This is a genomic window from Jiangella alba (genome assembly GCF_900106035.1).
In the GTDB taxonomy this organism is placed as follows: Bacteria; Actinomycetota; Actinomycetes; order Jiangellales; family Jiangellaceae; genus Jiangella; species Jiangella alba.
Window position 1 is genome coordinate 2,700,419 of record NZ_FNUC01000003.1, and the last position, 12,649, is coordinate 2,713,067.

Sequence of the window (12,649 nt, forward strand, 5' to 3'; positions counted from 1 at the left end):
GCCAAACGGCCCGGCCGCGGGGCAAGTGAATTACCCCGCGGCCGGGACCGTCAGTCGGCCGGCGCGTCCAGCCAGGAGCCGCCGAGCATGACGGTGCGGCCGCCGAACTCGTGGAAGCCGTTCCAGACCTGGACGCGGTCCGGGCGAAGGTACAGGTACCGGAAGCCGGGCACCTGCCTCGGATCGTGCGAGACCTGCGCGTACCGATCGGCGACCGTGGCGTCGATGTCCGCCACCTCGACGATCGACACGTCGCCGTCGATGGCGACGACGTCGTCGGGGTCGCCGATCACCGCCCGGGCCCGGGGGTGGGCGCGCAGGTTGGCCATCGTCCGGCTGCGGTCGAAGGTCGCCATCGTCAGGTGCTCGCCGTCCAGCACGAAACTCACCGGGATGAGGTGCGCGCCGTGGCCGTCGCGTCCGGTGGCCAGCCAGAGCCGATGGCCCGTGGCCAGTCGGTGCCGGGCGGCGTCGCGGCGTTCGGCGAGCGGTCGCGGGGCGAGGGTGGGTGGCGCGGTCATGCGGTGTCCTTCCATTCGTCGAGTGCTGCTACTCCTGAGACGAACGGAGGTGGGCTCGATCCGACAGCGCGCCGGACGGGGACGTCCTCAACCCTGGACATTACGGCCCAGACCGCAATAGCATCCGGCGCATGATCCCCCGCCGACGCTTCCTCCAGGCCGCCGCCGCCACGGGCGCCGCCGTCAGCCTTCCCGCCGTCTCCGCCCTCCCCGCCTCGGCCGCCACGCGGCCGGCCGAGGGCGCCGTCACCGATCTCGGCCCGGCCAGCGTGGCCAGTCCGCTGGGCAACGGCGAGTTCGTCGGCGACGTCCTGTACATGGGCTCGCGCGGCCTGGACCCCAACGTCGTCGGCGCCTGGGACCTGGGCACCGACAGCATCGCCGAGCATTTCGAGATCACGACGGGCATCGGCATCTGGGCGATGTGCAAGGTCGGCACCGACGTCTACGTCGGCACGCACTCGCGCTCCGACCTCTACCGCATCGACACCGTCAGCCGCGAGGTGAGCAAGCTCGCCGAGTACCCCGACCACTTCATCTGGACCATGGCCGCCTCCCCCGACGGCAAGATCTACATGGGGATGTCGGAGCCGGGGCGCGTGGTGGAGTACGACCCGGCCACCGGCGTCAGTCGCGACCTGGGCCAGCCCGCGCCCGGCGAGGCGTACGTGCGCAGCATCCAGGCCGACGACACCTACGTCTACGCCGGCATCGGGTCCAACGCGCACCTCATCGCCATCCACCGGCAGACCGGCGAGAAGCGTGAACTGCTGCCCGCCGAGCTGCTGGACCGCGACTGGGTGTCCAGCATGAGCATCAGCGACACCCACATCGCCGGCGGGCTCAACTCCACCGCCGAACTCGTCGTCCTCGACAAGGCCGACCCCACCAAGTACCGGATCGTCAAGGCGAGCGCCGCGGGCGAGAAGTACACCGTCGCCGTCCTCATCCACGACGGCTGGGTCTACTTCGCCGGCCGCCCCACCGGGACGGTCTACCGCGTCCCGGTGGACGGCGGGGAGCTGGAGGTCCTGGGCGTACCGTTCCCGGAGGCGCAGACGGTGCGCCTCCTCGAACACGGCGGGCGGATCTACGGCCTGCAGGACCCCGGCGTCTTCGTCTACGACCCGGCCACGGGCTCGATGGACTACGCCAGCCACGTCCAGCGCGGCTTCCGCGCCGCCGCCGAGGCGCCGATGTCGGTGCACTCCGACGGCAGGGTCGTCTACGTCGGAGGGAAGAGCGGCGCCGACCTGCACCACCTGGCCTCGGGCGAGGTCACCCGGCTGGACATCCCCGGCGAACCGAAGACGGCGATCACCGTCGACGGCACCACCTACCTCGGCATCTACACCCAGGCCGCGCTCTACGCCCACCGGGCCGGCGACGCCGAGGCCACCCTGCTGTTCCGCACCGGCCACAACCAGGACCGGCCCAAGGACCTGGCCTACGACCGCGCCACCGGCCTGATCGCGATGTCCACCCAGCCCGAGCCCGGCCACCCCAACGGCGCGCTGAACCTGTACGACCCCAGGACCGGCAAGCTCGACACCTACCGCCCGGTCATCGAGCGGCAGACGGTGTTCTCGCTGACCGCCGTCGCCGGGACGCTCTTCCTGGGCACCAGCACGCAGGAAGGCCTCGGCTCGCCGCCGGTCACGCCCACCGCGAAACTGGCCGCCTTCGACCTGCGCACCAGGACGGTGGCGTGGGAGCTGGAGGTGCTCCCGGGCATCGGCGCCGTCATGGACCTGGCGCACACCCCGCGGGCCGTGTACGGCATCACCAACACCGGCGTGCTGTTCGAGTACAGCCTGGTGGAGCGCGCGATCACGCGGACGCTGAAGGTCAGCGAGCGGGGCGGCGACCTGCTGATCTCCGGGTTCACCGCCTACACCAGCGACGTGAACGCCGTCTACCGGATCGACCTCGTCCCCTTCACGGCGAAGAAGATCGTCGACGGCCTCGCGAGCGACTGGTTCGGCGGCGGCTCCCGGCTCAACATCGCGCCCAACGGCCGCGCCCTCTACGCGTTGAAGGAGCGCAACCTGATCAGCGTCGCGATCCACCCGCGCCTCGGCTGAGGCGCGGGTGGGCCGCGGCCGCGTCAGCTCTCCGGCTGCTCCGCGACGGCGTCGATGCCGGCCTCCTTGCGCTGCTGGGCGGTGATCGGCGCCGGCGCGGCCGTCAGCGGGTCGTAGCCGCCGCCGGTCTTCGGGAACGCGATGACCTCGCGGATGGAGTCGGAGCCGGCCAGCAGCGCGGTGATGCGGTCCCAGCCGAACGCGATGCCGCCGTGCGGCGGGGCGCCGTACTTGAACGCGTCGAGCAGGAAGCCGAACTTCTCCTGCGCCTCGTCCGGGCTCAGGCCCATGACCTGGAAGACCCGCTCCTGGACGTCGCGGCGGTGGATACGGATCGACCCGCCGCCGATCTCGTTGCCGTTGCAGACAATGTCGTAGGCATAGGCCAGCGCGCTGCCGGGGTCGGTGTCGAAGGTGTCGATCGACTCGGGCTTCGGCGACGTGAACGCGTGGTGGACGGCGGTCCAGGCGCCGGAGCCGACGGCGACGTCGTCGGTCTCGGCGACCGGCTCGAACAGCGGGGAGTCGACCACCCAGGTGAACGCCCACGCGTTCTCGTCGATGAGCCCCGCGCGCCGGCCGATCTCGAGCCGGGCAGCGCCGAGCAGCGCCTGCGAGGCGCGCCGGGCGCCGGCGGCGAAGAACACGGCGTCGCCCGGCACCGCGCCGACCAGTTTCGGCAGGCCCGCCTTCTCGTCCTCGGAGAGGTTCTTCGCGACCGGGCCGGACAGCTCGCCGTCGGCCCCGACCAGCACGTACGCCAGGCCGCGGGCGCCGCGCGCCTTCGCCCAGTCCTGCCAGCCGTCGAGCTCCTTGCGGCTCTGCGACGCACCGCCCGGGTGCACGACGGCGCCGACGTAGGCCGCCTGGAAGACGCGGAACGAGGTGTTCGCGAAGTGCTCGGTGACCTCGGTCAGTTCCTGCCCGAACCGCAGGTCGGGCTTGTCGGAGCCGAAGCGGTCCATGGCGTCGCGGTAGGTCATGCGCGGGATCGGCGTGCTGATCTCGTGGCCCACCAGCGCCCACAGCGCCGCCAGCACCCGCTCGGCCAGCGCGATGACGTCGTCCTGCTCGACGAAGCTCATCTCGATGTCGAGCTGGGTGAACTCGGGCTGGCGGTCGGCGCGGAAGTCCTCGTCGCGGTAGCAGCGGGCGATCTGGAAGTACCGCTCCAGCCCGGCCACCATGAGCAGCTGCTTGAACAGCTGCGGCGACTGCGGCAGCGCGTACCAGGACCCCGGCCGCAACCGGGCCGGCACCAGGAAGTCGCGCGCCCCCTCGGGCGTCGAACGGGTCAGCGTCGGCGTCTCGACCTCGACGAAGTCCTCGGCCAGCAGGACGTCGCGGGCGGCCCTGTTGACCGCGCTGCGCAGGCGGATGGCGGCGGCCGGGCCGGACCGGCGCAGGTCGAGGTAGCGGTACTTCAGCCGCACCTCCTCGCCGACGTCGACGTGGTCGTCGATCTGGAACGGCAGCGGCTCGGCCTCGCTGAGCACCCGGACGTCGTCGGCGACGACCTCGATCTCGCCGGTGGGCAGGTTCGGGTTCTCGTTGCCGTCAGGACGGCGGCCGACCTGACCCGTCACCTGCACGCAGAACTCGTTGCGCAGCCCGTGCGCCACCGCCTCGTCGCGCACCACGACCTGCGCCACCCCGGACGCGTCGCGCAGATCCAGGAACGCCACTCCCCCGTGATCGCGGCGGCGGGCCACCCAGCCGGTGAGGGTGACGGTCTGGCCGGCGTGGCCGGCACGCAGCGTGCCGGCCTCGTGGGTGCGGAGCACGGATGGTCCTCTCGGGGTCGTTGTGCTGACCCCGCGATCCTACGTAACGCGCCGTGCGGACGGCGAGGCGATTCCCCCGGTCAGAACAGCGCGTCCTGCCCGGGCTCGGCCGGCGCCGGCTCCGGTGTGAGCCGCGGGCCCCACCGCTTGCCGTGCAGCGGCCGCCGCCGGTCGTCGAGCGTGCCGTCGGCCGGTTCGTCGTCGGCGCGAAGCCGGTGCCGGCGCAGGTGCGGCTCGACCCGGGCGCGCAGCCAGTCGCGGTAGCGCTGGTGGGAGTACGAACCGCCGTGGTAGAGCCGCTGGTACAGCGGCAGGAGGTCGGGCCGGGTGGACTCGAGCCAGCCCAGGTACCACTCCCGCGCACCCGGCCGCAGGTGCAGCGGGATGTGGCTGATGCCGGTGGCGCCGGCCTCGGCGACGGCCGCGACCAGGGCGGACAGCTGCTCCTCGGAGTCGGTCAGCCCGGGCAGGATCGGCGCCAGCAGGACGGTGCACGGCAGCCCGGCCGCCCGGACGGCCCGGATGAGGTCGAGCCGCGCCTTCGGCGTCGGGGTGCCCGGCTCGACGGAGCGGTGCAGGGTCTCGTCGAGCAGCGCCAGCGACACCCCGATGCCGACCGGGACGTCCTCGGCGACGCGCCGCAGCAGCGGGAGGTCGCGGCGCAGCAGCGTGCCCTTCGTCAGGATGCTGAACGGCGTGCCGGACCCGGCCAGTGCCTCGATGATGCCGGGCATCAGCCGGTAGCGGCCCTCCGCGCGCTGGTACGGGTCGGTGTTGGTGCCCATGGCGACGTGCTCGCGCGCCCACGTGCGCCGGGTGACCTCGCGCCGCAGCACGTCGGCGACGTTGATCTTGACGATGACCTGCCGGTCGAAGTCGGCGCCGGCGTCGAGGTCGAGGTAGGTGTGGGTGTTGCGGGCGAAGCAGTTGTGGCTGACGACGCCGTGCGCGATGAAGTCGCCGGTACCGGTGGTGAGGTCGAACATCGGCAGCTCGACATCCATGGCCCGCACGTAGCTGACCGCCAGCGCGGCGCCGGGCCGGACCGCCGCGCCGACGACGCTGCGGCGCAGGCCCATCAGGCGGTCGCGGGTGGTGAGGTGCGGCCGCTCCGGCTCGTCGTCGCCGCCCGGAGCGACGTGCTTCCACCCGTCGGCCGTCAGGAACCGGTGGTCGCCGCTCGCGACGATGGACGTGCCGCCGTCGAGCTCGACCCGGAACGCCGGCTTCGACGTGCGCCAGTGGTCGAGCACGCGGGTGCGCACCAGCCGGCGGCTCTGCCCCTCGTGGCGGGTGCCGAGCACGTGGTCGCCCGGCCGGACCCGGGCCAGCGGGATCGTGGAGCCGTCAGCCATGCTGATGGGCGCGTAGCCGGACAGGCAGTACGTGCACGCGTGGCTGCAGCCGCGGTACGGGTTGACCGTCCACCGGAACGGCACGTGCGACGCCGCCGGCACCTTGTTCAGCGCCGACTTCGACGTGATCTCGTGGAACGTGATGCCCTCGAACTCGGGCGTGCGCACGCTGCGGACCAGCCCGGCGATGCGCTGCAACCCCGGCAGCGCGCCGCCGTCAGCCACCGCAAGCTCCTGACCGTCCCAGCGCACCCGTCCATTCGAACACACGTTCGGACGGGTGGCAAGTTCAGGTCTCGACCCCCAGCAGCGGCAGGCACGGCGCCAGCCCCTCGATCGTCGCGTCGACCCTCCGGTGCTCGTCCCACGCCCGCCGGGTCAGCAGGAACCGCTGCTCGGGGGCCAGCTTCCCCCTGGAGATGCCGCGGCTGGTGCCGTTCTCGGCGTACCCGAGCTTGCGCGACACCCGCAGCGACGCATGGTTGTCCAGATACCCGACCGACACCGCCTCGTCGGCGCCCAGCCCGGCGAAGGCCAGGTGCAGCATGGCCGCGCGCATCTCGGTGCCGATGCCCTGCCCGTGGTGGCGCAGGCCGAGCCAGGACTCGGACTGCACCTGCCGCCGGACGCCGAAGTCGTCGGCCTCGATCTCCTGCACGCCGACGGGCCGCCCGTCCAGGAAGACGACCAGGTTCAGCGCCCACGCGTCCGGCTTCAGCTCTGCCAGCGTCGACCAGTGGCGCTGGATGACCCGGCGGGCGCGGTCGGCGGGCGGCAGCTCGGACCACGGGTTCCCGAACGGCATGAGGTCGGGCCCGTGGATGCCGTGCATGGCCAGGTCGGCGAGGTCGGACAGTTCCTCCGGTGCAGGCAGCCGCAACTCCAGCCGAGGGGTGCGCACCCGGAGACCGAAGACCGGGAAGTGATCGATCAGCATCGGCCACAGTGTGGTCGGCGGACCCGGGCGTGCGCCAGGCAATTTTCGCCGGCTCGCCGCGTTCGTTGGGTTGGTCGTGGGCCGGGTTCGGTGGGTTGGGGTCGCGTTGGCCGGGCTCGCGTTGGCTGGGTTCGTACCGTTGGCCAACCCCCTGCTGCTCTCCATTGTCGGGGGCGCGGGTGGCCGCCTCAAGCGGACCTCGTGCTTGGGCGCTTCGCGCGTCGGAGGACCGCTTGACCCGGCCACCCGCGCCCCCGTTCAAGCAGCGTCAGGGGGCCGGCCGGACAATGGGCCCGGCTTCCCTGTTCGCTGTGCTCCTGGTCCGCTGGCCGCTCACTGGCCGTGGGTGGTGTTCTTGGCTACCGGCTGCGCTGTGGGTTGCTGTTCGCTGGCCGCTGCCTGGCCCATGATCATCCACCTTCTGTGCTGCTATCACGGCCCAAAAAGTGGGTGATCATGGTGCGGGTCCGGGGGACGGTCGCTGAGCGGCAGACCGAGGACCCGCGACGTGGCCTGGAATCGGGTCGGCTCGACGACGATGACGACGGCGCTGCGCAAGCGTCGCGTGGTGGTAGGTCGACCCCTCCCGGCCCGGGTGGGGCCCACCCTACGGGCGGGCACCGACAACGTCGCGCCGCAGACGCCGCGCCGCAGACGCCGCGCCGCAGACGTCGCGCCGCAGACGCCGCGCCCGCCAATCGCACGCCGCCAGCGGCCGTGCGCTGCACGAGGTGCCGTCGGCCGGCTGCCGTCGGGTCCGTTTCAGGCCGGCGCGGACCACGTCAGGGAGTAGCGGAACAGCGGCCACCGCCGCCAGCGCACACCCGGCAGCGTCGCCGTGGCGATGTGGCGCACCTCGGCGTACGTGTGCGGAAACGCCATGACCACCGGCGCGGAGTGCTGCCAGAAGCCACGAGTCCGGGCGAGCACCCGGTGCTGGACCGCCCCGACGACGTCCATGGCGAGGTCCGCCGGACCGGCGCTGTCAGCGCACCCGATCACGACCAGCACGCCGCCCGGCGCGGTCAGCTCGGCCAGCCGGCGCAGGGCCGCGCCGAGGTCGGGCAGGTGGTGCACGGTGGCGATGGACGCGACGATGTCGAAGGAGGCGGGTGGGAGTGGGTGCGTCAGCACGTCACCCGCCACCCAGTCGACGTCCGGGCGCGTCCGCCGGGCGCGGGCCAGCACGGCGGCATCGAGGTCGATGGCCGTCACGCGCGGCACCCGGTCGCGCAGGTCGGCGGCGAGCAGGCCGTCGCCGGTTCCGACGTCGAGTGCCGTGCGTGCGCCGGCCGGAACCGCGTCCAGCACCACCCGATGATGGTGCGTGTTGTGGTTCCAGCCGCCGCCCACTACACGAGCCGTTTGAGGTGGGTGACCAGCCCGTTCACCGAGACCGCCTGCTGGTCGCCGGTGGCGAGGTCCTTGACCTGGGCCACGCCCTCGGCGAGGTCGCGCTCCCCCACGACGACGGCGTACTTGGCGCCGCTGCGGTCGGCCGCCTTCATGGCGCCCTTGAGGCCGCGGCCGCCGGTGGCGAGGTCGGCCGCGACGCCCTCGCGGCGCAGCGAGGTCACCAGGGCGAACGCCCACGCCGCGGCGTCCTCGCCGAGCGGCACGGCGAAGACGTCGACCGAGGAGGAGCCGGGCAGCGGCAGCCCTTCGGCCTCCATGGCCAGCAGCGTGCGGTCGGCGCCGAGCGCCCAGCCGACGCCCGGCAGGGAGGGGCCGCCGATCAGCTCGGACAGGCCGTCGTAACGACCACCGCCGCCGACGGCCGACTGCGCGCCGAGGCCGTCGTGGACGAACTCGAACAGGGTGCGGGTGTAGTAGTCGAGGCCGCGCACCAGCCGCGGGTCGTCCTCGAACTCGACGCCGGCCGAGGTGAGCAGGGCGCGGACGGTGTCGTGGTAGGCGCGGTCGGACGGCGACAGGAAGTCGGTGATCAGCGGGGCCGACGCCAGCGCCTTCTGGATCTCCGGCCGCTTGTCGTCGAGCACCCGCAGCGGGTTGACCTCCACCCGCCGCGCGGTGTCGTCGTCGAGGTCGAGGCCGCGCAGGTACTCCTGCAACGCCGCCCGGTAGGCCGGACGCGACTCGTGCGAGCCGAGCGAGTTCAGCAGCACCCGCACGCCGGTGAGCCCGAGCGCGCGGTAGGCGTCGACGGCGAGGACGATCAGCTCGGCGTCGCTGGCGGCGTCCTCGGTGCCCAGGATCTCGGCGCCGACCTGCGAGAAGTGCCGGTACCGGCCCTTCTGCGGCCGCTCGTAGCGGTAGTACGACCCCGAGTACCAGAGCTTCACCGGCAGCGCGCCGCGGTGCAGGTTGTTCTCGAGGACGGCGCGCAGCACCGGCGCCGTCCCCTCCGGCCGCAGTGTGACGTCGTCGCCGCCGCGGGTGGTGAAGGAGTACATCTCCTTGGTGACGATGTCCGTCGACTCGCCGACGCCGCGGGCGAACAGCGTGGTCTCCTCGAAGGTGGGCGTCTCGACGTAGCCGTAGCCGGCCGTGCGCAGCGGCGCGGCCAGGGCGTCGCGGACGGCGAGCATGGCCTCGCCGCGCGGCGGCACGAGGTCGAAGGTGCCCTTCGGGGCACGGAAGGCAGGTGCGTTCACGTCTCTACAGTCCTCGCAGGTACGGGTTGGATGCGCGTTCCCGGTCGAGGGTCGACGCCGGGCCGTGGCCGGGCCGGACGATGGTGAGCCCGGGCAGCTCGTCGTCCGACGCGAGCCGGGTCAGCGTGGCGCGCATGAGCGCGTCGTCGCCGCCAGGCAGGTCGGTGCGGCCCACGGTGCCCGCGAACAGGACGTCCCCGGTGAGGACGACGCCGTCGGCGGGCGCGTGGTAGAGCGTCGACCCCTCGGTATGGCCCGGGGCGTGGATCGCGCGCAGCCCGACGCCGGCGAGGTCCAGCTCGGTGTCGGCGCCGTCGAACGTGCGGACGTCGGACGGCGGCGTCCATGCGGCGCCGAACTGGGCGAACTGCGCCGACAGCTGCGGCCCGAGCGAGCCGAGCGGGTCGGCCAGCCGGTACGCGTCGCGCTCGTGCAGGTGGACGGGGAGGCCGGGCAGCTCGGTCAGCCCGTGCGTGTGGTCGAGGTGACCGTGGGTGACGAGGACGGCGACCGGCGTCAGCTCGTGCTCCGCGAGCACCTTCGCCAGCTGCTCGCCGACCCCGATGCCGGGGTCGACGACGACGCACTCGCGGCCGGCCGCGGCCGCCACGACGTAGCAGTTGGTGCCCAGCACGGGGGCGACGACGGTGAGCAGGAGCACCCACGCAGGTTACCGGCGGGCCACTCATCGCCGCGAACTCGTTACCTGATTCCCGTCGTGTACTGCCTAGACTGTCTCCGCGTACCACAGACGCGGAGGGGGGTCGCTGCGGCCTTCCCGGACGTTTCGCGACCAAGCGGGAGGATGGCCGGTGGCCCAGAGCGCCAAGCAACGGCGACGTGAGCTCGCGCGCAAGCACCTCGAGCGCCAGGAGGTCCGGCGGGCCGCCGAGGCGGCGCGCAGGCGGCGCATCGGCCTCGTCGTGGGCGCCGTCATCGTGGTGGTGGCGCTGGTCATGGGCACGTTGCTGGTGTCCGGAGCGCTCGGCGGCGACGACGATCCCGTCGCGGCCGGCTCCGAGGGCTCGCCGTCGGCCGAGGCCCCCGCGGGCCCCTGCGCCTACACCGCGTCCGGCGAGTCGGCCGTCCCGGACCTTGGCACGCCCCCGGCCGTCGACCCCGCCGCACTCACGACGCCGCTGCCGACCACCGCGACGCTGACGATCAACGGGGCGCCGGTCACCGTCGCCCTCGACGCCGGCGCGCCGTGCACCGTCAACTCGCTGACCTTCCTGGCCGCCGCCGGCTACTACAACGCCACCACCTGCCACCGCCTCACCACGTCGGACTCCCTGAAGGTGCTGCAGTGCGGCGACCCGACCGGCACCGGCTCCGGCGGCCCCGGGTACCAGTACGCCAACGAGAACACCGACGGCGCCACCTACCCGGCCGGTACGGTGGCGATGGCCAACGGCGGGCCCGACACCAACGGCAGCCAGTTCTTCCTGGTGTACGGCGACTCCCAGCTGCCGCCCGACTACACCGTCTTCGGCCAGATCACCACCGGTCTGGACGTGATCACCGGTATCGCCGACGCTGGAACTGACAACGGATCGGACGATGGCGCGCCCATCACCCCGGTCACCCTCGATTCCGTCACCACCGCCTGACCCGGATGAGGACACCGTGACGAACACGACTGGTAGCCCCGAGCACGACGACGCGGCGACGCCTGCCGCGGAGGTCGAGCCCACGGCCCCCGAGTCCCCGAGCGCCGCCGAGCCGGCGCCGACGCCCGAAGCCGACGCGGCCGAGACGCCGTCGGAGGCATCGCCGGAGGTGCCATCGGAACCGGCTGCGGAAGCGGCATCGGAGCCGGAGCCGCCGTCGGCGGAGGCCGACGCGGAGGCCGACGCGGAGGCCGCGGACGCGCCCGCCGAGCCCACGCCCGTGCCGACCCCGGCCGACGTGGCGCCGGTGCCCACGCCGGCCGAGGTGGCGCCCGCTCCCGCCGAACCCGAGCCTGCGGCCGCGGCAGCGCCCGCCGAGCCCGAGCCCGAGCCCGCGGCCGAGCCCACGGAGCCCGCGCCCGCCGACGCAGCGCCCGAGCCCGCCGAGCCCACCCCCGCGCCCGCCGAGCCCACGCCGGCTCCCGCTGGGCCGGCCGCGCCCACCGTCGCGTCCAACGAGTGGGGCCGGGTCGACGAGACCGGCGAGGTGTACGTCCGCACCGCCGAGGGCGAGCGCAGCATCGGCTCGTGGCAGGTCGGCAAGCCCGAGGAGGCGCTGGCCTTCTTCGTGCGCAAGTACGAGGACCTCGCCGTGCAGGTCGACCTCCTCGAGACCCGGCTCGAGTCCGGCGCCGCGGCACCCGACGACACCGCGCAGGGCGTCTCGAAGGTGCGCGCGCAGCTGGCCGAGGCGCACGCCATCGGCGACCTCGCCGCGCTGGGCGGCCGGCTCGACGCGCTCGACGCCCGCATCGCCGAACGGCGGGCCGAGCGCCGCGCCGCCCGGGCGAAGGCGCTCGACGAGGCGCGCGGGCGCAAGGAGCAGATCGCGTCGCAGGCCGAGGCCATCGCCGAGGGCAACGACTGGCGCAACGGCGCCGACACCCTGCGCGGCCTGCTCGAGGAGTGGAAGGGCCTGCCCCGGCTCGACCGCAGCACCGACGACGAGCTGTGGCGCCGGTTCTCGTCGGCCCGCACCCACTACACCCGCCGGCGCAAGGCGCACTTCTCCGAGCTGGCCGAGCGCCGCGACGAGGCGCGCGTCATCAAGGAGCGCATCCTCACCGAGGCCGAGGAGATCAGCGGCTCCACCGACTGGGGCCCGACGTCGCGCCGCTACCGCGAGCTGATGTCGCAGTGGAAGGCGGCCGGCCCGGCGCCGCGCGGCGTCGAGGACAGCCTGTGGAAGAGGTTCCGGGCCGCCCAGGACACCTTCTTCGGCGCCCGCACCGCGCACCAGTCCCAGCGCGACGACGAGCAGCAGGCCAACCTCGTCGTCAAGGAGGGCATCCTCACCGAGGCCGAGGCGCTGCTGCCGATCACCGACTGGAAGTCGGCCCGCCAGCAGCTGCGCGTCCTGCAGGAGCGTTGGGAGGACGCCGGTCACGTGCCGCGCGACTCCATGCGCTCGGTCGAGGGCCGCATGCGCCGGGTCGAGGACGCCATCCGCGAGGCCGAGCAGAACGAGTGGCAGCGGTCCAACCCCGAGGCGCGGGCCCGCGCGCAGGCCACCGTCACCCAGCTGGAGGCGTCCATCGCCGACCTGGAGACGAAGGCCGCCAAGGCGCGCGAGGCCGGCAACGACCGCAAGCTGCGCGAGGCCGAGGAGGCCATCGCGGCGCGCAAGTCGTGGCTCGAGCAGGCGCAGCAGGCGCTCGAGGAGTTCACCAGCTGACGCGCGGC

10 protein-coding genes are annotated in these 12,649 nt (G+C 73.4%); 3 read left to right on the forward strand and 7 right to left on the reverse strand.

What is annotated here, in order from left to right; genetic code table 11:
• Nucleotides 1-50: 50 nt before the first annotated feature.
• Entirely contained in the window at nt 51-521 is a 471-nt protein-coding gene (locus BLV02_RS14870; RefSeq protein WP_069111901.1) for a pyridoxamine 5'-phosphate oxidase family protein, read from the reverse strand.
• Nucleotides 522-652: 131 nt separating this feature from the next.
• On the opposite strand from BLV02_RS14870, the gene BLV02_RS14875 reads away from it, so the two are divergent.
• Entirely contained in the window at nt 653-2,605 is a 1,953-nt protein-coding gene (locus BLV02_RS14875; RefSeq protein WP_069111900.1) for an SMP-30/gluconolactonase/LRE family protein, read from the forward strand.
• Between the two features lie 23 nt (nt 2,606-2,628).
• On the opposite strand, the gene aspS is transcribed toward BLV02_RS14875, so the two are convergent.
• From aspS to BLV02_RS14905, 6 genes are all read right to left on the reverse strand, one after another.
• Nucleotides 2,629-4,389 carry an aspartate--tRNA ligase gene (aspS, locus tag BLV02_RS14880; RefSeq protein WP_069111899.1) on the reverse strand — a complete coding sequence of 587 codons (1,761 nt, stop codon included), beginning with the start codon at nt 4,387-4,389 and terminating at the stop codon, nt 2,629-2,631.
• An 80-nt stretch (nt 4,390-4,469) separates the two neighbouring features.
• Entirely contained in the window at nt 4,470-5,996 is a 1,527-nt protein-coding gene (locus BLV02_RS14885) for an Rv2578c family radical SAM protein (protein ID WP_281243386.1), read from the reverse strand.
• A 37-nt stretch (nt 5,997-6,033) separates the two neighbouring features.
• Entirely contained in the window at nt 6,034-6,681 is a 648-nt protein-coding gene (locus tag BLV02_RS14890; protein ID WP_069111897.1) for a GNAT family N-acetyltransferase, read from the reverse strand.
• 762 nt (nt 6,682-7,443) lie between these two features.
• Nucleotides 7,444-7,995, reverse strand: coding sequence for a class I SAM-dependent methyltransferase (locus BLV02_RS14895; protein ID WP_216094254.1), 552 nt, complete (start codon nt 7,993-7,995; stop codon nt 7,444-7,446).
• 38 nt (nt 7,996-8,033) lie between these two features.
• Entirely contained in the window at nt 8,034-9,230 is a 1,197-nt protein-coding gene (gene hisS / locus BLV02_RS14900; RefSeq protein ID WP_069111992.1) for a histidine--tRNA ligase, read from the reverse strand.
• Nucleotides 9,231-9,300: 70 nt separating this feature from the next.
• Nucleotides 9,301-9,957: an MBL fold metallo-hydrolase gene (locus tag BLV02_RS14905; RefSeq protein ID WP_069111895.1), complete on the reverse strand. Its 657-nt coding sequence runs from the start codon at nt 9,955-9,957 to the stop codon at nt 9,301-9,303.
• 151 nt (nt 9,958-10,108) lie between these two features.
• Here BLV02_RS14905 and BLV02_RS14910 point away from each other — a divergent pair, with 151 nt between their 5' ends.
• Nucleotides 10,109-10,906, forward strand: coding sequence for a peptidylprolyl isomerase (locus BLV02_RS14910; protein ID WP_069111894.1), 798 nt, complete (start codon nt 10,109-10,111; stop codon nt 10,904-10,906).
• A gap of 16 nt (nt 10,907-10,922) precedes the next feature.
• Nucleotides 10,923-12,641, forward strand: coding sequence for a DUF349 domain-containing protein (locus BLV02_RS14915; RefSeq protein ID WP_216094253.1), 1,719 nt, complete (start codon nt 10,923-10,925; stop codon nt 12,639-12,641).
• Nucleotides 12,642-12,649 lie beyond the last annotated feature (8 nt).